Annotated in this window: 20 protein-coding genes; 10 read left to right on the forward strand and 10 right to left on the reverse strand. The window is 73.5% G+C overall.

Annotated elements, in window-relative coordinates:
• Window positions 1-42: 42 nt before the first annotated feature.
• Window positions 43-1,584, reverse strand: a complete 1,542-nt coding sequence (gene hutH / locus ABD981_RS15405; protein WP_046908443.1) for a histidine ammonia-lyase — start codon at window positions 1,582-1,584, stop codon at window positions 43-45.
• 366 nt (window positions 1,585-1,950) lie between these two features.
• On the opposite strand from hutH, the gene ABD981_RS15410 reads away from it, so the two are divergent.
• Window positions 1,951-2,889 carry a hypothetical protein gene (locus ABD981_RS15410; RefSeq protein WP_046908517.1) on the forward strand — a complete coding sequence of 313 codons (939 nt, stop codon included), beginning with the start codon at window positions 1,951-1,953 and terminating at the stop codon, window positions 2,887-2,889.
• 44 nt (window positions 2,890-2,933) lie between these two features.
• Here the strand turns inward: ABD981_RS15410 and ABD981_RS15415 are convergent, their stop codons facing one another.
• Entirely contained in the window at window positions 2,934-3,815 is an 882-nt protein-coding gene (locus tag ABD981_RS15415; RefSeq protein WP_046908444.1) for an NmrA/HSCARG family protein, read from the reverse strand.
• A 309-nt stretch (window positions 3,816-4,124) separates the two neighbouring features.
• Here ABD981_RS15415 and ABD981_RS15420 point away from each other — a divergent pair, with 309 nt between their 5' ends.
• Both ABD981_RS15420 and ABD981_RS15425 read left to right on the forward strand, forming a co-directional pair.
• A complete protein-coding gene (locus tag ABD981_RS15420) occupies window positions 4,125-4,796 on the forward strand; it encodes a DUF4097 family beta strand repeat-containing protein (RefSeq protein ID WP_046908445.1) in 672 nt (223 codons plus the stop codon).
• Window positions 4,797-4,852: 56 nt separating this feature from the next.
• Window positions 4,853-5,050 carry a hypothetical protein gene (locus tag ABD981_RS15425; protein WP_046908446.1) on the forward strand — a complete coding sequence of 66 codons (198 nt, stop codon included), beginning with the start codon at window positions 4,853-4,855 and terminating at the stop codon, window positions 5,048-5,050.
• An 11-nt stretch (window positions 5,051-5,061) separates the two neighbouring features.
• Here the strand turns inward: ABD981_RS15425 and ABD981_RS15430 are convergent, their stop codons facing one another.
• The 4 genes from ABD981_RS15430 to ABD981_RS15445 all read right to left on the reverse strand — a co-directional run bounded on the left by ABD981_RS15430 (window position 5,062) and on the right by ABD981_RS15445 (window position 9,349).
• Window positions 5,062-6,177 (reverse strand): GGDEF domain-containing protein, encoded by a 1,116-nt coding sequence (locus tag ABD981_RS15430; protein ID WP_046908447.1) that lies wholly within the window; start codon window positions 6,175-6,177, stop codon window positions 5,062-5,064.
• Window positions 6,178-6,284: 107 nt separating this feature from the next.
• Window positions 6,285-7,091 (reverse strand): enoyl-CoA hydratase/isomerase family protein, encoded by an 807-nt coding sequence (locus tag ABD981_RS15435; protein ID WP_046908448.1) that lies wholly within the window; start codon window positions 7,089-7,091, stop codon window positions 6,285-6,287.
• Between the two features lie 40 nt (window positions 7,092-7,131).
• Window positions 7,132-8,316: an adenylate/guanylate cyclase domain-containing protein gene (locus ABD981_RS15440; protein ID WP_123954566.1), complete on the reverse strand. Its 1,185-nt coding sequence runs from the start codon at window positions 8,314-8,316 to the stop codon at window positions 7,132-7,134.
• Window positions 8,317-8,497: 181 nt separating this feature from the next.
• Window positions 8,498-9,349 carry a biotin--[acetyl-CoA-carboxylase] ligase gene (locus ABD981_RS15445; RefSeq protein WP_046908449.1) on the reverse strand — a complete coding sequence of 284 codons (852 nt, stop codon included), beginning with the start codon at window positions 9,347-9,349 and terminating at the stop codon, window positions 8,498-8,500.
• Between the two features lie 134 nt (window positions 9,350-9,483).
• Between ABD981_RS15445 and ABD981_RS15450 the strand changes: the two genes are divergently transcribed.
• Together ABD981_RS15450 and ABD981_RS15455 are read left to right on the forward strand one after the other, a co-directional pair.
• A complete protein-coding gene (locus tag ABD981_RS15450; protein WP_046908450.1) occupies window positions 9,484-11,085 on the forward strand; it encodes an acyl-CoA carboxylase subunit beta in 1,602 nt (533 codons plus the stop codon).
• Between the two features lie 20 nt (window positions 11,086-11,105).
• Window positions 11,106-11,318: an acyl-CoA carboxylase subunit epsilon gene (locus tag ABD981_RS15455; protein WP_046908451.1), complete on the forward strand. Its 213-nt coding sequence runs from the start codon at window positions 11,106-11,108 to the stop codon at window positions 11,316-11,318.
• Window positions 11,319-11,433: 115 nt separating this feature from the next.
• On the opposite strand, the gene ABD981_RS15460 is transcribed toward ABD981_RS15455, so the two are convergent.
• Window positions 11,434-12,879, reverse strand: a complete 1,446-nt coding sequence (locus tag ABD981_RS15460; protein WP_123954567.1) for an MFS transporter — start codon at window positions 12,877-12,879, stop codon at window positions 11,434-11,436.
• A gap of 37 nt (window positions 12,880-12,916) precedes the next feature.
• Between ABD981_RS15460 and ABD981_RS15465 the strand changes: the two genes are divergently transcribed.
• The 3 genes from ABD981_RS15465 to ABD981_RS15475 all read left to right on the forward strand — a co-directional run bounded on the left by ABD981_RS15465 (window position 12,917) and on the right by ABD981_RS15475 (window position 14,469).
• A complete protein-coding gene (locus tag ABD981_RS15465) occupies window positions 12,917-13,609 on the forward strand; it encodes a TetR/AcrR family transcriptional regulator (protein ID WP_123954568.1) in 693 nt (230 codons plus the stop codon).
• A 71-nt stretch (window positions 13,610-13,680) separates the two neighbouring features.
• Entirely contained in the window at window positions 13,681-13,809 is a 129-nt protein-coding gene (gene mmpB / locus ABD981_RS15470; RefSeq protein ID WP_276205583.1) for a morphogenic membrane protein MmpB, read from the forward strand.
• 54 nt (window positions 13,810-13,863) lie between these two features.
• Window positions 13,864-14,469 carry a nucleoside triphosphate pyrophosphatase gene (locus ABD981_RS15475; RefSeq protein ID WP_046908454.1) on the forward strand — a complete coding sequence of 202 codons (606 nt, stop codon included), beginning with the start codon at window positions 13,864-13,866 and terminating at the stop codon, window positions 14,467-14,469.
• 39 nt (window positions 14,470-14,508) lie between these two features.
• Here the strand turns inward: ABD981_RS15475 and ABD981_RS15480 are convergent, their stop codons facing one another.
• Window positions 14,509-14,931, reverse strand: coding sequence for a hypothetical protein (locus ABD981_RS15480; protein WP_046908519.1), 423 nt, complete (start codon window positions 14,929-14,931; stop codon window positions 14,509-14,511).
• 373 nt (window positions 14,932-15,304) lie between these two features.
• Between ABD981_RS15480 and ABD981_RS15485 the strand changes: the two genes are divergently transcribed.
• Both ABD981_RS15485 and ABD981_RS15490 read left to right on the forward strand, forming a co-directional pair.
• Window positions 15,305-17,059 carry an acetyl/propionyl/methylcrotonyl-CoA carboxylase subunit alpha gene (locus ABD981_RS15485; RefSeq protein WP_046908455.1) on the forward strand — a complete coding sequence of 585 codons (1,755 nt, stop codon included), beginning with the start codon at window positions 15,305-15,307 and terminating at the stop codon, window positions 17,057-17,059.
• Between the two features lie 94 nt (window positions 17,060-17,153).
• A complete protein-coding gene (locus tag ABD981_RS15490) occupies window positions 17,154-17,699 on the forward strand; it encodes a TetR/AcrR family transcriptional regulator (RefSeq protein WP_046908456.1) in 546 nt (181 codons plus the stop codon).
• 33 nt (window positions 17,700-17,732) lie between these two features.
• Here the strand turns inward: ABD981_RS15490 and ABD981_RS15495 are convergent, their stop codons facing one another.
• The gene (locus tag ABD981_RS15495; protein ID WP_046908457.1) at window positions 17,733-18,665 is read right to left on the reverse strand and encodes a DeoR/GlpR family DNA-binding transcription regulator; all 933 of its coding nucleotides are present in this window, start codon (window positions 18,663-18,665) and stop codon (window positions 17,733-17,735) included.
• A gap of 224 nt (window positions 18,666-18,889) precedes the next feature.
• Complete coding sequence (locus ABD981_RS15500) at window positions 18,890-20,329, reverse strand: NAD(P)H-quinone dehydrogenase (protein ID WP_046908458.1); 1,440 nt, start codon at window positions 20,327-20,329, stop codon at window positions 18,890-18,892.
• Window positions 20,330-20,543: the final 214 nt, after the last annotated feature.

Genomic DNA, 20,543 nt, shown 5'->3' on the forward strand with positions numbered 1-20,543 from the left:
TCGGCGCAGGTGCGTCCGCGACGCGAGCGGTTACGCGAGCGGTTACGCGAGCGGGCCGGTGACCGGCTCGACGGCGGCGACGAGGGCGCCCGCGCGCACGAAGGCGTCGGCGGCCTCCAGGTCGGGGGCGAGGAAGCGGTCCGGGCCGGGACCGGCGACACCGGCGGCGCGCAGCGCCTCGATGGCGGCGACGGAGGCGGGGGCCGGGGTCAGGCCGTGGCGGAGCTCGATGCCGCGGGTGGCGGCGTACAGCTCGACGGCGATGATCCGGTTGAGGTTGCCGATCGCGGTGCGCAGCTTGCGGGCGGCGGACCAGCCCATGGAGACGTGGTCCTCCTGCATGGCCGAGGACGGGATGGAGTCGGCGGAGGCCGGGACGGCGAGCCGCTTCATCTCGCTGACCAGGGCGGCCTGCGTGTACTGGGCGATCATCAGGCCGGAGTCGACGCCGGCGTCGTCGGCGAGGAAGGCCGGCAGGCCGTGCGAGCGGTTCTTGTCGAGGAGCCGGTCGGTGCGGCGCTCGGCGATGGAGCCGAGGTCGGCGGCGGCAATCGCGAGGAAGTCGAGGACGTACGCGACGGGGGCGCCGTGGAAGTTGCCGTTGGAGCGGACCTCGCCGTTGCCGAGGACGACCGGGTTGTCGACGGCGGCGGCCAGCTCGCGCTCGGCGACCAGGAGGGCGTGCGCCATGGTGTCGCGGCCGGCGCCGGCGACCTGCGGGGCGCAGCGCACCGAGTAGGCGTCCTGGACGCGGGGGGCCTCGCCGCTCTGGAAGTGGCCGGTGAGCTCGGAGCCCTTGAGCACGGCGAGCATGTTGGCGGCGGAGGCGGCCTGGCCGGGGTGCGGGCGGATGGCGTGCAGCTCGGGCTCCAGCACCTTCTCGGTGCCGAGGAGCGCCTCCAGGGAGAGGGCCGCGGTGATGTCGGCCGACTTGTAGAGGGTGTCGAGGTCGGCGAGGGCCATGATCAGCATGCCGAGCATGCCGTCGGTGCCGTTGAGGAGGGCCAGGCCCTCCTTCTCCTTCAGCTCGACGGGCGCGATGCCGGCGGCGGCGAGCAGCTCGCCGGCGGGCTTGACCACACCGTCGGGGCCCTCGGCGTCACCCTCGCCCATGAGGGCCAGGGCGCAGTGCGAGAGCGGGGCGAGGTCGCCGGAACAGCCGAGCGAGCCGTACTCGTGCACGACCGGGGTGATCCCCGCGTTGAGCACGTCGGCCATGGTCTGCGCGACCTCGGGACGGACGCCGGTGTGGCCGGAGGCGACGGTCTTGAGGCGCAGGAACATCAGCGCGCGCACGACCTCGCGCTCGACGCGCGGGCCCATGCCGGCGGCGTGCGAGCGGACGATGTTGCGCTGCAGCTGGGCCCGCAGCTCGTGGCCGATGTGCCGGGTGGCGAGGGCACCGAAGCCGGTGGAGACGCCGTAGACCGGCTCGGGCTTCGCGGCGAGCGCGTCCACGGTGGCGCGCGCGGTGGCGAGCGCCTGGACGGCCTCGGATGACAGCTCGACGCGCGCGCCGTGGCGGGCGACGTCGATGACGTCCTGCGGGGTGGTGCCGGACGTCCCAAGGACGACAGTCTGCATATCCATATTCAGCACCCTACGGACTGAAGAGCGACCTGTCACTAGGTGAATTCGTCACCGGCCCTCGGGTCGATGACCCCTTACGCGGTGACGCACGGACCCGGGGCGGCCCGGACCGGCACGCGCCGGGCCTCCAGTCTGCCGCGCGGGGGCGGGCGGGGCTCAGCGGACGGGGGCCGGTCGGCGGGGGCGGGCGGGGCCCGGGTCCGAGCGGTCCGAGCCGGGGTCCCCTCACCCGCACGTGGCATATTCACTCGATGCGTTCATACGGCCACGCTGCGTGCGGTACCGTTCACGCAAATCGGCCCTCGCGATGGCGCCAACCATCGGCGAGGGCCTCGACCACTAGTGGATCAGGCCTCCACCGTGACGTATCGGCACTTTATCGCGCCCTCTCGCGGCTTCACCCAGTTCTCGCACGAGATCATCCGCCATCCGCGGCTCTGTTCCGATGCCGTACGGCTCCTGACCTGGCAGCTCTCCCTCCCCGACGGGGCCCGCGAGTCGCTGTCGCGGAGCGCCGAGCGGGCACGGATCGGGGCATGCGCGTTCACCCGGGCGAAGCGTCAGCTCATGGCCGAGGGTTTCGTCCACGAGCGGCGGGTGCAGGGGCCCGGAGGGCGGTGGGTGACCCAACAGCTCGTCTCCAACGTGCCCTTGGGCGAGGACCAGGCGGCCAGGCTGCTGGGGAGATCGCCGGCTTCCGCGCAGGTCGCGCCGAGTGCCCGGATTCCGGCGGTCGGTGTTCCGACCCCTCGGCGCGCCGACGGTCATCCAGGAAAAGACCACGGGGAGAACACCTCCCACCGTCCGCCCGCACCGCCACCCGCACCGGCACCCGCACCGGCACCGGCACGGGAATCAGCACCCACGGCGGCCGCGGGGGAGCCCGAGCCGCCCGAGGAGGCCCGCGCGCTCATCGGCGTGCTGCCGCTGCTCTCCCCCGCCCTGCGGTACGTCCCGCCCGGCATGCGGGAGGAGTTGGCCCGGCTCGCCGCGGCCTGGCTGGCCGCCGGGCACACGTCCGAGGCCGTGCACGAGCACATCCTGCGCGGCCTCCCGGCCGCCGGAACGCCCGTACACCGGCCCGGTGGCCTGCTGCGCCATCTGCTGCGCGACGTGCCGCCCACGCGGCGGGCGAGTCCGCCCGCGCCGTCCCGGCTGGCCGGGATGCGGGAGTGCGAGGGCCATCACGTGCAGGCGACGCTGTTCCGGCCCGTCGGGGACGAGGCGCTGTGCTGGTCCTGCCGGGCGGAGGGCGGGGGCGCCGCCGTCCCGCAGGAACGGGCGGCGCGTCCACGGTGAGCAGGGGGCCCGGTCGGCGCGATGGAGCCGGTGGCCGATGGGCTTCAGGCGTGAACCCCCTCGGAGAGCAGGGCGGTCCAGTCCTGCGCGGCCGCCCAGTCCGCGAACGTGGTCCAGCCCACCTCCGGGTACGCGCGCCGCAGGGCGGCCACGTCGACGGAGAGGCCGTGCGTGGCGAAGTACGCGAACATCGCGGCCAGGTCGGTGGAGTGGCGGCGGACCACGAAGAGAGGGACCTCGTGGTGGCCGATCGGGCGGCCGGTCGCGGCGGCGAGGACGGCCGCGATCGCCTCGGGGGTCAGTTCGTCGGAGGCGATGTCGATCCGGCGGCCGGCGAAGTCCCCGCGGCGGCCGATGGCCAGGGCCGCGAAGGCGCCGATGTCGGTGGCGGGGATGAGGGTGAGCGGCGTGCCGGACGGCATGGGCCAGAGGAAGGAGCCGTCCCGCAGGCCCTCCAGGGTCCAGCCGGTGGCGTAGTTGTCCATGAAGGCCGCGGGGGCGATCACCGTCCAGGGGACGCCGGAGGCCCGGAGGTGGCGCTCGATCAGGTCCTTGCTGTCGTAGTGCGGGACGCCGGTGGCCCGGTCCGCGTGGGCGGCGGAGGTGAACACCACGTGGCCGAGGCCGGCGCCGGCGGCGGCGTCGACGAGCGCCTCGCCCTGGCGGACCTCGGTGGCGGTGTCGGTGCCGAACGGGGTGGTGACCGCGAACAGCGCGTCCGCCCCGGCGAGCGCGGCGTCGAGCGACCCGCGGTCGTCGAAGTCGGCGCGCCGCAGCTCGGCGCCGAGGGCCGCCAGGGCCTCGGCGGCGGGCGAGGCGGGGTCGCGGGTGAGGGCGCGGACGTGGTGACCGGCGGCGAGCAGGGCGCGGGCGGTGGCGCCTCCCTGGGCTCCGGTGGCGCCGGTGACGGCGACGGTGAGGGACATGGATCTCTCCTGGGGCGGGCGGGCGTAGCAATGCCTGCGTGACGCACTCTTTTCGATGCGCAGACGATAACGGAACCATCTGCGTCGCGCAGATATTTAGGCGGGACAGAGTCCGTCCCGCGTAGCCTTCACCCTGCCTCATTGCAACGCACACCTTCCTGACGTTGCATTAAATTCATATCTGTTGCAACGAATAATCTGCACTGAGCTGCATAGATGCGTTTTTGACGCAACGAACTTGTTGCCACATTCGAGAACGCAACGTAGCTTTTCCGTTGTCAGAAACCGCAACGAACGCAGGAGCTCGCGATGCAGACCTTCTCCACCACCGCCCCCATCACCGCCGTCCTCGACATCCCCGCCGGCCGCGTACGGCTCGTCGCCGCCGACCGGGCCGACACCACGGTCGAGGTCCTGCCCGCCCTCGCGTCGAGCGGCCGGGACGTGAAGGCGGCCGAGCGGATCACGGTCGCGTACGGCGACGGGGTCCTGCGGATCGAGGCGGCGCCGGCGCCGAACCGGGTCCTCGGCGCCTCCGGGGCCGTCGAGGTCACCGTTCGGCTCCCCGCCGGCTCCCGCGTCCGGGCGAAGGCGGCCGCCGCCGAACTCCGGGGCGTCGGACGGCTGGGCGACGTCTCCTTCGAGGCCGCGCAGGGCCTGGTCGAGCTGGACGAGGCCGCGAGCGCCCGGATCGGCCTCCGGGCGGGCGACGTCTCCGTCGGCCGGCTGGGCGGCTCCGCCGAGATCACCACCCACAAGGGCGACGTCACGGTCGCCGAGGCCGTGCGCGGCACGGTCGAACTGCGCACCGACGCCGGGGAGATCACGGTCGGCGCCGCCCCGGGCGTCTCCGCCTCCCTGGACGCGGGCACCGCCTACGGCCGCGTCCACAACACCCTGAAGAACGCCGAGGGTGCCGCCGCCCCGCTGAACATCCAGGCGACCACCTCGTACGGCGACATCACCGCCCGCGGCAACTGACCCCGCACCCGGCCCCACTCCCCCACCCGCCGCGCACGTCCGAAGGAGCACCTCCCATGACCAGCACCACCGCCGCCCCCTGGACCGGCCTCGTACCGATCGACGACACCGCGCTCGCCGTCACCGACACCGGCGGCCCCGGCCAGGCCGTCGTCTACCTCAACGGCTCCTACGCCGACCAGAAGCACTGGCGCCGCGCCATCGCCGACACGATCCGCGAACTCGCCGCCGCGCCGGCCCCCGCGGCCGCGTGACGCTCCCCGCGCTACACCGGCGGCGCGTCCCGGAAGCGGCGGCGGTCGCGCGCCCCGGGCGGGGCGTCGGCGAGGCGGATGACCGTGCCGTCGCGCCCCGCCACCACCGGCTTCACCGAGCGCGCGGCCTTCGCCTGGTACTGCGCCGCGTCGGCGAGCCGGAAGAGCCGGCGGGCCGACTTCAGCGGGCCGATCGGATCGCCGGTCGACGCGACCCCGCAGGCGACGCCCTCGCCCAGTTCCAGCTCCGCGGCCCGGACGCACAGCTCCTCGGCGACGCCCACGACCTCGTCGGCGCTCGGCCCGACCGACACCAGGCAGAACTCGTCGCCGCCCAGCCGCGCGGCGAGCGCCCCCGACAGCCGCGCCCCGCACCGTGACAGCACGGAGCCGAATCGTTCCAGCAGACGGTCTCCGACCGCGTGGCCGTGCGTGTCGTTGACTCGTTTCAGACCATTGAGGTCGCAGACCACGAGGCTCACCACCGAGCCGTCGACCCGATAGCGCTCGATCGCCTCGTCGAGGCGGGTGTCGACCGCCCGCCGGTTGGCGAGGCCCGTCAGCGGGTCGGTGAAGGCCAGCTTGCGGACCTCCTCCAGCCGCTCCGACTGCGCGATCCCGGCCGCGACCACCGCGGCCAGCACGGTCGCGAAGTCCGCGTCGTCCCGGTCGAAGCACACCTCCCCGGCCCGGCGGGCCACGTACAGCTCGCCCCAGGCCCGCCCGTGCAGCACGATCGGCGCGACCACGCAGCAGCCGCGCCCGCGCCGCCGCAGCCCGGCGACCCGGCCGGTCGGCACGCTGTCGGCGGCGGTCTCCACCCAGGCGTCGGGCTCCCCGCCGCCCGCCCACTGCTCGTGCAGGAACTCGGTGATCTCCGGGAACTGGTGCACGGGATACGTCTCGGAGTCCGGGAACTCCTCCTCCCCCACGGCCCGCTCCCCGGCGTTCACCAGGACCTTCAGCCGCCCGTGGTCCCGCTCCCAGACCGAGAGCGCGGCGAAGCTGCCGCCGAGCGCCTCGCAGGCGCCCAGCGCGGCGGCCCGCCAGAACTCGCGCGGGGTGTGCGCCGCCGCAATCGCCTGAGCCAGCGCCACTACGGCCCGCAACCGTACGTCCTCACCCATTCCTCCAGCTTAGGGAGGTTTGATCCGTTTTCCCCTCTGAGACGTCACGGAAAGTTACATATAGTGAAAATCGGGACGATATCGGGACGAAAGACCCGGCGTCCCGGTCACTCCCCCGGCCAGTTCGGCTTCCGCTTCTCGTTGAACGCCGCCACGCCCTCCGCCCGGTCGCCCGAGAAGGCCACCGAGCGCCAGGCCGCGTCCTCGACCTCCAGGCCCGCCCGCAGGTCCAGGCCCTGACCGAGCCGCATGGCCTTCTTGGCGGCGCGCAGCCCGACCGGCGAGTTGGCCGCGATCCGGCCGGCCAGCTCCAGGGCGGCCGTACGGGCGTCCTCCTCCAGAAGGTCCACCAGACCCAGCTCGCGCGCCTCGGCGGCCTCCACCCGGCGGGCCGTGAAGACCAGCTCGGCGGCGCGGGCCGCACCCACCCGGCGCGGCAGCAGCTGCGTACCGCCGCCGCCGGGGGTGACGCCCACGGAGACCTCGGGCAGCCCGACCACGGCGGTCGCGTCGGCGACGATCACGTCGCAGGCGAGCGCCAGCTCGAAGCCGCCGCCGAGGGCGAAGCCGTGCACGGCGGCGACGGTCGGCATGGGCAGCTCCAGGACGCCGGTGTAGGCGGCGCGGGCGGTGGGCCGCTGCCGGACCAGCTCGGCGTCGGTGAAGGAGTTGCGCTCCTTGAGGTCGGCGCCGACGCAGAAGGCCCGGTCGTTGGAGGAGGTCAGCACGGTGACCCGCACCGAGGGATCGGCGGCGAGCGCGTCGCAGGCGGCGCCGATGGAACGGGCCATCTCGGAGGAGACGGCGTTCATCGCCTTGGGCCGGTCGAGGACGAGCTCGGCGACGAATCCCTCCCTGCGGACCGCGACGAACTCACCAAAGCGCTGCTCCGACTGCCCGGACTGCTCCGACATGACCGCACACCCTCCCGGTTAACGACTGTTCACCGGGATCCTAGGTCGGGCGGCGCCCCAGCAGCCAGGGCTCCACGACGCCGAGTCCGCGGACCGGGCGCTGCCACATCGGCTGGAGGCCGAAGCGGTACGTGGGGGCGCGCTCGCCCTCCTTCTCCGCGCGGGCGGCCTCCTCGGCCGCCTTCGTCTCGGAGACGGGCGCCTCTCCGGTCCTGGTCAGCTCCTCGGCGAAGGCGCTGTCGACCAGGACGGCGTCCTTGGGGGCTATCGAGGTGAGCCTGCTGGCCAGGTTCACCGTGGTGCCGAAGACGTCGCCCATCCGGGTCGTCACGGTGCCGAAGGCGATGCCGACGCGCAGCGCGGGCATGGTCTCGTCGTGGCTGAGGGTCTCGATGAGGCGCAGCGCGATCTCGGCGGCGGTGCCGGCGTCGTCGGCGGCGTAGAGCACCTCGTCGCCGAGGGTCTTGATGAGCCGGCCGCCGTGCGCGGCGACCAGGTCGGCGCAGGTGGTCTCGAAGGCCTCGACGAGCTCGCCGAGCTCCTCCTCCTCCAGACGGCGGGTGAGCCGGGTGAAGCCCACGAGGTCGGCGAAGCCGACCGCGAGCCGCCGGTCGACCATCTCCTCGTCGTCGGCGGCCTGCACGACGCGGCCGGTCGCGGCGGCGAGCTGGCGGCGCCACACGTAGATGAGGAACTCCTCCAGCTCGGGCAGGAGCAGCTCGACGAGGGGGTACGTGACCTCGGTGCGGGTCATGCCCGGCTCGGGCGGCTCGGTCAGGCCCTCCAGGAAGGAGTCGATCTGCCATTCGGCCAGTCGGGCGGTGGTCTGCCCGGTGGAGCGGGCGACCTGCACGGCCATCGGCTCGCTGAGCAGCCCCGCCTCGACGAGGCCGGCGAGCCGGCGCAGGGCGAGGACGTCGGCCTCGGTGAGCGCCTTGGCCTGGCCGATGTCGGCGAAGCCCATGGCGCGCCAGAAGCGGGAGGCGAGCTCCATGGAGACGCCGGCGGTACGGGCGGCCTGGAAGGGGGTGTAGCGGCGGTCCGCGCCCAGGATGAGCTGTTCGAGGCGGATCGCGAGGGGGTCGTCGGTCGGTTCGGCCGTGTGGTCGACGACGTGGTGGGGGGTCGGGTACGCCGAGGGTTCCGGCGCTTCCGCGGCCGTGGAGGGCCGTGCGGGTTCGGCTGGTCCGGACACGTCGCCGCTGCCCGCGTCGTCGACGGTCACCGGCCGCCTCCTGCCCGTTCCCTGCCCACTGTCCTGCCGTTCTGTCGCGTGGACGGCGCTTCACGTTCGCGCCCCACGAATCGGGCTCCACGATACGACAGGTGTGTGCTGGCTCACGCCCGAACCGGCCGCCACCCGGGGTGACCGACCGGTTCGGACGCGCCGCGCGTCCCGCGCCGGGTCAGTCGGCCGCCCGCAGGTGGACGATGTCGCCCGCCGCGACGGACTCGGTGCCGCCGCCCTCGGTGGCCACGACCAGGCGCCCGTCGCCGTCGATCCCGACGGCGTCGCCCTCCAGCATCCGCTCGCCCGGCAGGTCGGCGCGGACCCGGCGGCCGAGGGTGGCGCACCGCTCCTCGTAGGCCGCCAGGAGGCCGGAGGCGCCCGGGTCGCCCTCGGCCCGCACCCAGTCCCCGTACCACTGCTCCAGGGAGCGCAGGACGGCCCGCAGGAGGGTGTCGCGGTCGGTGGAGACGGCGTCGGCGAGCAGGAGGGAGCCGGCCGCGGGGACGGGGAGCTCGTCCGGGCGCAGGGTGACGTTGAGGCCGAGGCCGACGACCACGCCGTCCGCGCCGGCCCGCTCGGCGAGGATGCCGCCGGTCTTGCGCTCCTCCCCCTCGACGCGCACCAGCAGGTCGTTGGGCCACTTGAGGGTCAGGTCGGCGCCGGCGGCCTTGGAGAGGCCGCTCGCGGCGGCGACGCCGGTGAGCAGCGGCAGCCAGCCCCAGCGGTGCACGGGCACGTCCGGCTTGAGCAGCACGGAGAGGAAGAGCCCGGAGCGGGCGGGGGCGGTCCAGGTGCGGTCGAGCCGGCCGCGGCCGGAGGTCTGCTCCTCCGCGACCAGCACCGCGCCCTCGGGGAGTTCGTCGGCGCGGTCGGCGAGGTCGGAGTTGGTGGATCCGGTGGAGTCGACCACGTCGAGGGAGGTCCACAGTCCGTCGGGGAGGACGAGCGCGTGGCGCAGGGCGGGCGCGTTGAGCGGCGGCCGGTCGAGGTCGGACCAGCGTCCCGCTGAGCCTTGGGAGGACGTCATGCAAGCCAGCGTAGGTGTGGCAAACGCCGCACTGCCGAACCGTATCGACGCCGATACGCTACGGGTCAGTAGCCCAGCGCTAGCCCATTCGTAGTCAACGAACCCCCCGTGACCAGGCAGGGAGCCGCATCCCGATGTCCGAGCCGGCAGAGCACGACCAGATCGACATTCACACGACCGCGGGCAAGATCGCGGACCTGCAGCGCCGGATCGGCGAGGCCACCCACGCCGGTTCCGAACGCGCGGTCGAGAAGCAGCACGCCAAGGGCAAGCTGACCGCGCGCGAGCGGATCGCACTGCTGCTCGACGAAGGTTCGTTCGTGGAGCTGGACGAACTGGCCCGGCACCGCTCGACCAACTTCGGCCTGGAGAAGAACCGTCCCTACGGCGACGGCGTCGTCACCGGCTACGGCACGGTCGACGGGCGCCCGGTGGCCGTCTTCTCGCAGGACTTCACCGTCTTCGGCGGGGCCCTCGGCGAGGTCTACGGCCAGAAGATCATCAAGGTGATGGACTTCGCGCTGAAGACGGGCTGCCCGGTCATCGGCATCAACGACTCCGGCGGCGCCCGCATCCAGGAGGGCGTCAGCGCGCTCGGCATGTACGGGGAGATCTTCCGCCGCAACACCCACGCCTCCGGCGTGATCCCGCAGATCTCGCTGGTCGTCGGGCCCTGCGCGGGCGGTGCGGTCTACTCGCCCGCGATCACCGACTTCACGGTGATGGTCGACCAGACCTCGCACATGTTCATCACCGGCCCGGACGTCATCAAGACGGTGACCGGCGAGGACGTCGGCTTCGAGGAGCTCGGCGGCGCGCGCACCCACAACACCACCTCGGGCGTCGCGCACCACATGGCGGGCGACGAGAAGGACGCGATCGAGTACGTCAAGTCCCTTCTGTCCTACCTGCCTTCGAACAACCTCTCCGAGCCGCCGGCCTTCCCGGAGACGGCCGAGACCGAGGCGACGGACGAGGACCGCGAGCTCGACGTCCTCATCCCGGACTCGGCGAACCAGCCGTACGACATGCACACCGTGATCGAGCACGTCCTCGACGACGGCGAATTCCTGGAGACCCAGGCGCTGTTCGCGCCGAACATCCTGACCGGCTTCGGCCGCGTCGAGGGCTTCCCGGTCGGCGTGGTCGCCAACCAGCCGATGCAGTTCGCCGGCTGCCTCGACATCGACGCGAGCGAGAAGGCCGCGCGCTTCGTGCGCACCTGCGACGCCTTCAACATCCCGGTGCTCACCTTCGTCGACGTGCCGGGCTTCCTGCCGGGCGTGGACCAGGAGTACGGCGGCATCATCCGGCGCGGCGCGAAGCTGATCTACGCGTACGCCGAGGCGACCGTCCCGCTCATCACCGTCATCACCCGCAAGGCCTTCGGCGGCGCGTACGACGTCATGGGCTCCAAGCACCTGGGCGCCGACCTCAACCTGGCCTGGCCGACCGCGCAGATCGCCGTCATGGGCGCGCAGGGCGCGGTCAACATCCTGCACCGCCGCACGATCGCGGAGGCGGAGGAGGCCGGCACCGCGGACGCGGAGCGGGCGCGGCTGATCCAGGAGTACGAGGACGCGCTGCTCAACCCGTACATCGCCGCCGAGCGCGGTTACATCGACGGGGTGATCCTGCCGTCCGACACGCGCCCGCAGATCGTCAAGGGTCTGCGTCAGCTGCGGACGAAGCGGGAATCCCTGCCTCCGAAGAAGCACGGCAACATCCCGCTCTAGGCGCTGGGAGGGACAACACGATGATCAAGGTCGTACGAGGCAACCCGACCCCTGAGGAGCTGGCCGCCGCACTGGCGGTGGTCCAGGCCCGGGCCGCGGCCACGGCGGCGGCTGCCGCCGAGGGCGGCGGCCCCGGGGTGCCGCAGGGCTGGTCGGACCCGGCGCGGATCGCGCTCGGCGCGCAGCACCGTCCGGGGCCGCGCTCCTGGGCGCGGTCCTACTGGCCGGTCTGAGCCGGACCGGAGGAGACCGCCACGAGAGAAGGCCGGACCCCGTGCGGGGGTCCGGCCTTCGTCGTGCGCGGGGCGCGGGGCCGCTCGCCGGGCCGCCCGGCCGGCCGCGGGGCGGCTACGGGCGGTCCCGGCGCAGGAACAGCGCCGAGGCGAGCGCGCCGACGAGGACCACGGCCGCGTTGACCAGGACGGCCCGGCCGATGCCGTCGGGGAGGGCGGCCGAGGTGACGACGACGGCGCTCATGACCGGGGTGCCGAGCGTGATGCCGACCTGCTGGGTCATGGTCGCGATGCCGGTCGCCATGCCCTGCTCCGCGTCGGGCAGCCCGGAGGTGGCGGTGACCATGAAGCCGACGATGGCGAGCATGTTGCCGACGCCGCCGGCGAAGGTGCCCGCGAGCAGCAGCGCGTACATGCTCCGGTCGTCGCCGAGGGCGGTGAGGGAGAGGGTCGCGACGGCCTGGAGCACCCCGCCGGCGATCAGCGCGGTACGGGCCGACCACCGGCCGATGAACCGGGCGGCGAACAGTCCGCCGAGCACGGTGCCCGCGCCCAGGACGCCGAAGGAGAGCCCGGCGGCGAGCGGGGAGAAGCCCAGCACGTCCTGGAGGTGCAGGGTCATCAGGAAGACCAGCGAGGTCTCGGTGGCGAAGGCGACGAGCCCGGCGAGGTTGCCCCACACGACGGTGCGGCGCCTCAGGACCCGGACGGGCACGAGCGGCGCGGCGGCCCGCCGCTCCACCAGCGGGAAGGCGGTCAGCAGGACGGCGGCGGCGGCGAGGGCGGCGAGGACGCCCGGGTCGCTCCAGCCGTGCCCGCCCGCGGCGGTGAGCCCGTAGACGAGGGCGAGGAGTCCGCCGGTGACGGTGACCGCGCCCGGAACGTCCAGCCGGGGCCGGTCGGCCGGGCGGCTCTCCTTCAGTACGGCGGGGGCGACGAGCAGGACGGCGAGCGCGACCGGCACGTTGACGAAGAAGGCCCAGCGCCAGGAGAGCAGGTCGGTGAGGACCCCGCCGAGGACGGCTCCGGTGGTGAACCCGGCGGACATCAGCGCCCCGTTGAGCCCCAGCGCCCTGGCCCGCAGCGGGCCCTCGGGGAACGAGGAGGTCAGCAGCGAGAGCCCGGCGGGGGTGACGGCGGCGGTGGCCAGGCCCTGGGCGACGCGGGCGGCCATCAGCAGCTCGGGGCCGGTGGCGAGTCCGCCGACGAGGGAGGCGGCGCCGAGGACGCCCATGCCGCCGAGGAAGACCCGGCGGCGCCCGGCGAGGTCGGCGACGCGCCCGAAGAGCAGGGTGAATCCGGCGGCGGCGAGGGCGAAGGCGGTGGCGATCCACTGGAGGCCGCCGAGGGTGAAGCCGAGCCCCTGGCCGATGACGGGGAGGGCGACGTTCAGGATCGAGAAGTCGACGGCCAGCATGAACTGGGAGACGAGGAGGACGAGCAGGACGAGCCGCATCCGGCCGTCCATGCGGGCGCTCTCGGGGACGGAGGCGGTGGCGGTGGCGGTGGCGGTGGCGGCGACAGGGGCAGGTGCAGGGGCAGGGCTGTCGAGGGAAACCATGACGGGGACCCCTTAATGGGATGACGGTTCCGTTAAGATGTCGGCGACAGTAGCAGAGCCCGGAGCGTTAATGGAACAGGAGACCCGTTTGAGCGAGAGCCCGTCGGCCGTGCCCGGCACCGTGCGCCCCGGAGGCCGTACCGCGAAGGTGCGCCGGGCGGTCCTCGACGCCACCGAGGACGCCCTGGCCGAGGCCGCCTTCCACACCCTGAACCCGGACCGGATCGCGGCGGCGGCGGGCGTCGGCAAGACCACCGTCTACCGCCGCTGGGGCTCCCCCGCGGGCCTGGTCGCCGACCTCCTGCGCGACATGGCCGAGCAGTCCCTGCCCGCCGCCGACACCGGGAGCCTCGCGGGCGACCTGCGGGCCAACGCGGAGCTCGTGCTCCGGACCCTCACCGACCCGCGGATGGGCGCCGTCTTCCAGGCCGTGATCGCCGCGGCGGCCTGCGACGAGGAGTGCGCGCGGACCCTGAACGGCTTCTACCGCACCCGGCTCGCGGAATGGGCCCCGGTCGCGGCCCGGGCGGCGGCCCGCGGCGAACTCCCCCCGGACACCGACGCCCTCGAACTGCTGCGGGCGGTCTCCGCCCCGCTCTACTACCGCTTCGCCGTCACCCGCGAGGAGCTCACCGCGGCCGACGCCGAACGGGCGGTCACGGCGGCCCTCGCCGCGGCGGCGGCCGGCGCCTTCGCCCCCCGGCCGGCCGCCGGGCCCGGCGTGGACTAGTCCTTCGGCACGGGGTGCTTGAGTACCCGTACTCAGGCGCCCCGGGCCCTCCGGGCCCCAGGATCGGGAGCATGCTCTGGTCCGACCCGAACAACGAGCCGCCGAAGGACATGCGCGACATGCAGGCCATGCTGCGCCGCGCGGGCGTGCTGCTCGGGTTCGCGATGGTGGTGCTGATGTTCGTGCTCGGCGCGCGCTGAGGGGACGCCCGATCAGGCGCGGCGCGCACGGGGGGCGCTCGATACGCTGCCCCCATGACTGCTGACCGCCGCCGTGTCGTACTCGCCTCCGCCTCCCCCGCCCGGCTCGGCCTGCTCCGCCAGGCCGGGCTCGCCCCGGAGGTGATCGTGAGCGGCGTCGACGAGGACAAGACGACCGCCCCGACCCCGGCCGAGCTGGCGCTGGCCCTGGCCGAGGCCAAGGCCGCCCATGTCGCCGCCCGCCCCGAGGCCTTCGGCGCGCTCGTCATCGGCTGCGACTCGGTCCTGGAGCTGGACAAGCAGGCCCTCGGCAAGCCGGCCGACGCCGAGGAGGCGACCGCCCGCTGGAAGGCGATGCGGGGCCGCGTCGGCATCCTCCAGACCGGCCACTGCGTGTACGACACGGCGGCCAAGCGCTACGAGTCGGCCACCGCCTCCACCGTCGTGCGCTTCGGCAACCCGACCGACGCCGAGATCGCCGCCTACGTCGCGAGCGGCGAACCGCTGCACGTGGCGGGCGCGTTCACCCTCGACGGCCGCTCGGCCCCGTTCATCGAGGGCATCGACGGCGACCCGGGCAACGTGATCGGCCTGTCGCTGCCGCTGCTCCGCACCCTGCTCGGCAAGCTGGGCGTCTCGATCACCGACCTCTGGGCCTGAGCCCGCGCCGGGCCCGGGGGCCGCACGGCCCCCGGCGCCTCAGGCGGCGGCCGGCGCCCCCTCGGCGCCCTTGGGCTCCCCGAACGCCACGAGGGTGAGCACGATCAGCGCGACCACCGCCATCATGAACGCGAACGCGCCCCAGCCCATCAGACCCACCGTCACCGCGCCGAGGATGCCGTGCACCACCGCGCAGCCGATCAGCAGCACCCGGCCGGCCCGGCCCGGGCGGCGGTCGCGGATCGCGGCGATCAGGGGGACCAGGCCGCAGAGCAGCAGCAGGGCGCCGGAGCCGAGGCCCAGCGCCCAGGTGCCGGCGTACATCGCGTCCGGATGCAGCCCGTCGAGGGACATCGACTGGGCCTTCACGAAGCGGGCCATCACGGCGTTGAAGGCGACGATCCCGGGTGCTTCGAGGAAGAGCACCGCGGCCGTCACGAGCGCTATCGGTCTGCGGGCCACCTCGGCCACCCCCTGAGTACGGCTGTTACCTCCGGTACGAACGACAGGGCGAAGGCTACTGGCCGGTAAAACCCTGGACAAGGGTTCGTGCCGTGGAGCGGAACGGCGGCGCTCGGGCAAAGAATGATTGAGCCATTCGTAGGGACTCCACAAAGAAACCCATTTGGCGACTGGTCCCACGAACAGAGACCTGCGCCACACCTCGGAGCTACTGTGCCGTAAAGAAACCCTGCGTACCGTGGTGCGACAAGGGATTTCACGACCCGAGCAGGCCTCGTATCACGCTCCGTGTGGGCAAGCTCACCACTGGGGACGGGTCGAAAGGCCGTGTCGGCAGTCCCTAAACTCAGCTTGTTTCAAGGAGGGAGCCATCGTGCGCAAGGTGCTCATCGCCAACCGTGGCGAAATCGCTGTCCGCGTCGCCCGGGCCTGCCGGGACGCCGGGATCGCCAGCGTAGCCGTCTACGCCGATCCGGACCGGGACGCTCTGCACGTCCGCGCGGCCGACGAGGCGTTCGCCCTGGGCGGTGACACCCCGGCCACCAGCTACCTGGACATGGCCAAGGTGCTCCAGGCGGCCGCGGATTCCGGCGCCGACGCAATCCACCCGGGCTACGGCTTCCTCTCCGAGAACGCCGAGTTCGCCCAGGCCGTCCTCGACGCCGGCCTCACCTGGATCGGCCCGCCGCCGCAGGCCATCCGCGACCTCGGCGACAAGGTCGCCGCCCGGCACATCGCGCAGCGCGCCGGCGCCCCGCTGGTCGCCGGCACCCCGGACCCGGTCTCGGGCGCCGACGAGGTCGTCGCCTTCGCCGAGGAGCACGGCCTGCCGATCGCCATCAAGGCCGCCTTCGGCGGCGGTGGCCGCGGCCTGAAGGTCGCCCGCACCCTCGAAGAGGTGCCGGAGCTCTACGACTCCGCCGTCCGCGAGGCCGTCGCCGCCTTCGGCCGCGGCGAGTGCTTCGTCGAGCGCTACCTGGACAATCCGCGGCACGTCGAGACCCAGTGCCTCGCCGACACCCACGGCAACGTGGTCGTCGTCTCCACCCGTGACTGCTCCCTCCAGCGCCGCCACCAGAAGCTGGTCGAGGAGGCCCCGGCCCCGTTCCTGTCGGAGGCTCAGAACGCCCAGCTGTACGCGGCGTCCAAGGCCATCCTGAAGGAGGCCGGCTACGTCGGCGCGGGCACCGTCGAGTTCCTGGTCGGCCTCGACGGGACGATCTCCTTCCTCGAGGTCAACACCCGCCTCCAGGTCGAGCACCCGGTCACCGAGGAGGTCACCGGCCTGGACCTGGTCCGCGAGATGTTCCGGATCGCCGACGGCGAGGAGCTCGGCTACGGCGACCCCGAGATCCGCGGTCACTCCTTCGAGTTCCGCATCAACGGCGAGGACCCGGGCCGCAACTTCCTGCCGGCCCCCGGCACCGTGACCCTCTTCGCCCCGCCGACCGGCCCGGGCGTCCGCCTGGACGCGGGTGTCGAGTCCGGCTCGGTCATCGGCCCCGCCTGGGACTCGCTGCTCGCGAAGCTGATCGTCACCGGCGCCACCCGTGAGCAGGCGCTCCAGCGCGCCGCCCGCGCGCTCGCCGAGTTCAAGGTCGAGGGCATGGCCACCGCCATCCCCTTCCACCAGGCCGTCGTGGTCGACCCGGCGTTCACCGCCGACCCGTTCCGCGTCCACACCCGGTGGATCGAGACCGAGTTCGTCAACGAGATCAAGCCGTTCGCCCCGGCGGGCGCCGAGGCCGACGAGGACGAGTCCGGCCGCGAGACGATCGTCGTCGAGGTCGGCGGCAAGCGCCTCGAGGTCTCCCTGCCGTCCTCGCTCGGCATGACGCTGGCCCGCACCGGCCTCGCCGCCGGCGCCAAGCCGAAGCGCCGCGCCGCGAAGAAGTCCGGTCCGACCGCCTCCGGCGACACCCTCGCGTCCCCGATGCAGGGCACCATCGTCAAGGTGGCCGTCGAGGAGGGCCAGGAGGTCAAGGAGGGCGACCTGATCGTCGTCCTGGAGGCCATGAAGATGGAGCAGCCGCTGAACGCCCACCGTTCCGGCACCGTCAAGGGCCTGTCCGCCGAGGTCGGCGCCTCGATCACCTCCGGCGCCGCGATCTGCGAGATCAAGGACTGAAACCGGGCCCCGGACACCGGGGTACGGTACGAAGGGCCCGCAGGCACCGCCTGCGGGCCCTTCGCGACGCGGTCCCCGGCAGGGAGGAGTACGGATGCGTGCCGACGCGCGCCGGAACCACGAGCGGCTGCTCGCCGAGGCCCGCACCGCCTTCGCCGCGCACGGCACGGACGCGTCCCTGGAGGACATCGCGCGCCGGGCCGGGGTCGGCATCGGCACCCTCTACCGGCACTTCCCCAACCGCGAGGCCCTGCTCGGCGCCGTCTTCCAGGACGCCCTGGCCGCGCTGCTCCGCCACTCGGCCGAGCTGGCCGGCGCGCCCGAGCCCTGCGCGGCGCTCGTGGCCTGGCTGCGCACCCTGATCACCCACGCGGGCGAGTACCGCGGACTGGCCGTCGCGCTCATGTCCGCGTCGCACGACCGCGGTTCGGCGCTCGCCGAGTGCAGCGAGCCGCTGCGGGCGGCGGGCCTGCGGCTGCTCGTCCGGGCCCAGGAGGCGGGCGCGGTGCGCGCGGACGTGTCGATCGGCGACCTGATCCAGCTCACCAACGCCATCGCCCTGGCCGCCGAACGCTCGCCGGAGGAGCCGGAGTTGGCGGACCGGCTGCTCAGCCTGACGCTGCGGGGCATCAAGAGCTGAGCGGAGGAGGAGCGCCGGACGGCGCCCCCCGCCTCAGCGCCGCCTCATGTCCGCGACCCGCACCGGCCGTTCGGGCGCGAGCACCTCGCCCGCGAGACCTCCGGGACCGCCGGGGCCGCCCCGGAACTGCCCGGCGGGCACCCGGCCGCGCTGCCCCGGCAGGGGGACGTCACGGCGCGGGCGGCCGCCCGGGGGGTGCTGGTCGCCTCCGTGGGCCGCGCCGGTGCCGGCCACCGCGATCTGCACGCCCTGGTCGGCCAGGGCCTGGAGCTCGGTGGCGGCCCGCTCGTCGTGGGCGGGGGGCTCGTCGGTGACCAGGCGGGTGATCACGTCGGTCGGCACCGTCTGGAACATGGTGTCGGTGCCCAGCTTGGTGTGGTCGGCGAGGACCACCACCTCCGCCGCCGCCTGCACCAGCGCCCGGTCCACGCTCGCGGAGAGCATGTTCGAGGTGGACAGGCCGCGCTCGGCGGTCAGCCCGCTGCCGGAGAGGAAGGCCCGGGAGACCCGGAGCCCCTGGAGCGACTGCTCGGCCCCGCTGCCCACCAGCGCGTAGTTGGAGCCGCGCAGGGTGCCGCCGGTCATGACGACCTCCACCCGGTTGGCGTGGGCGAGGGCCTGGGCGACGAGCAGGGAGTTGGTGACGACGGTGAGCCCGGGCACCCGGGCCAGCCGGCGGGCCAGCTCCTGCGTGGTGGTCCCCGCGCCGACGACGATGGCCTCGCCCTCTTCGACGAGGCTCGCGGCCACGTCGGCGATGGCGGTCTTCTCGGCGGTCGCGAGATGGGATTTCTGCGGGAAGCCGGATTCGCGCGTGAATCCGCCCGGCAGCACCGCACCGCCGTGGCGGCGGTCGAGGAGTCCTTCTGCCTCAAGGGCCCGCACGTCTCGCCGTACGGTCACTTCTGAGGTCTGGACGACGCGGGCGAGCTCACGGAGCGACACGGCTCCATTGGCCCGCACCATTTCGAGGATCAACTGGCGACGTTCTGCAGCGAACACGAAACTGACAGTAACGTGAGCGGCCGATACTTTTCAGCACTATGCGCCGAATTGCAGAAGATGCGCACAGGCGGGGTCCCCAAGTGGTATGGGAGACCCCGCCGTTGTCCCGGCTTGCCGGGGGTTGTCCGACCCGGCGAACCGTTCCCGCAGGCGGGAGCGGTTCCCGACCGGCCCGGACGGGACCGCTACGCCTCGCCCGCGGTCTTTCGGGTGTGCAACTGCCGTGCCACTTCCGCGATCGAGCCCGACAGGGAGGGGTACACGGTGAAAGCATTTGCGATCTGTTCGACGGTCAGATTGTTGTCGACCGCGATCGAGATCGGGTGGATCAGCTCGCTCGCCCGGGGGGCGACGACACAGCCGCCGACCACGATGCCGGTGCCCGGACGGCAGAAGATCTTGACGAAGCCGTCCCGGATGCCCTGCATCTTCGCGCGGGGGTTGCGCAGCAGCGGCAGCTTGACGACCCGGGCGTCGATCTTGCCCGCGTCCACGTCGGCCTGGGTGTAGCCGACGGTGGCGATCTCCGGGTCGGTGAAGACGTTCGAGGAGACCGTCTTCAGGTTGAGCGGGGCCACCGCGTCGCCCAGGAAGTGGTACATCGCGATGCGGCCCTGCATGGCGGCCACCGAGGCGAGCGCGAAGACGCCGGTGACGTCACCGGCCGCGTACACGCCGGGGGCGGAGGTGCGGGAGACCTTGTCGGTCCAGATGTGACCGGAGTCCTTCAGCCGGACACCGGCCTCCTCCAGACCCATTCCGGCCGAGTTCGGGATGGCGCCGACGGCCATCAGGCAGTGCGTGCCGGAGATGACCCGGCCGTCCGACAGGGTGACCTCGACCCGGTCGCCGACCCGCTTGGCGGACTCCGCGCGGGAGCGGGCCATGACGTTCATGCCGCGGCGGCGGAAGACGTCCTCCAGGACGGCGGCGGCGTCGGGGTCCTCGCCCGGCAGCACGCGGTCGCGGGAGGAGACCAGGGTGACCCGGGAGCCGAGCGCCTGGTAGGCGCCGGCGAACTCGGCGCCGGTGACGCCGGAGCCGACCACGATGAGCTCCTCGGGGAGCTCCTTGAGGTCGTAGACCTGGGTCCAGTTCAGGATCCGCTCGCCGTCCGGCTTGGCGTCGGGCAGCTCGCGCGGGTGGCCGCCGGTGGCGATCAGGACCGCGTCGGCGGTGATCGTCTCCTCGCTGCCGTCGGCGGCGGTCACGACCACCTGGCGGGAGCCGTCCATGGCCTGCCGCCCGGACAGCCGCCCACGGCCGCGCAGCACCCGGGCGCCGGCCCGGGTGACGGAGGCGGTGATGTCGTGGGACTGGGCGAGCGCCAGGCGCTTCACCCGTCGGTTGACCTTGCCCAGGTCGACGCCGACCACCCGGGCGGCCTGCTCGACGTGCGGGGTGTCGTCCGCGACGATGATGCCCAGCTCCTCGTAGGAGGAGTCGAAGGTGGTCATCACCTCGGCCGTGGCGATCAGGGTCTTGGAGGGGACGCAGTCGGTCAGGACGGATGCGCCGCCGAGGCCGTCGCAGTCGACGACGGTCACCTCCGCGCCGAGTTGGGCGCCCACGAGGGCCGCCTCGTAGCCGCCGGGTCCGCCGCCGATGATCACGATCCGGGTCACTGGGATCTACGCCTCGCGCTCTCGTTCTGCCGGGGGGTCCCCCCGCTGGGATGCAGTGCGTACGCCATTGTCCCGCACGCTTCAAGTGCGTACCCCATTGTCCCGTACGCGCCGGGCGGCCACGCGCCGGGGGCGTACCGACGGGTCACCCGGCTCGCGGCGGTCCGGCGGGCGCCCCCGGTCCCGGGGGCCGCCGGGCCCCCTACCACGGACT

The sequence above is a fragment of the Streptomyces showdoensis genome, from assembly GCF_039535475.1.
Taxonomy (GTDB): Bacteria; Actinomycetota; Actinomycetes; order Streptomycetales; family Streptomycetaceae; genus Streptomyces; species Streptomyces showdoensis.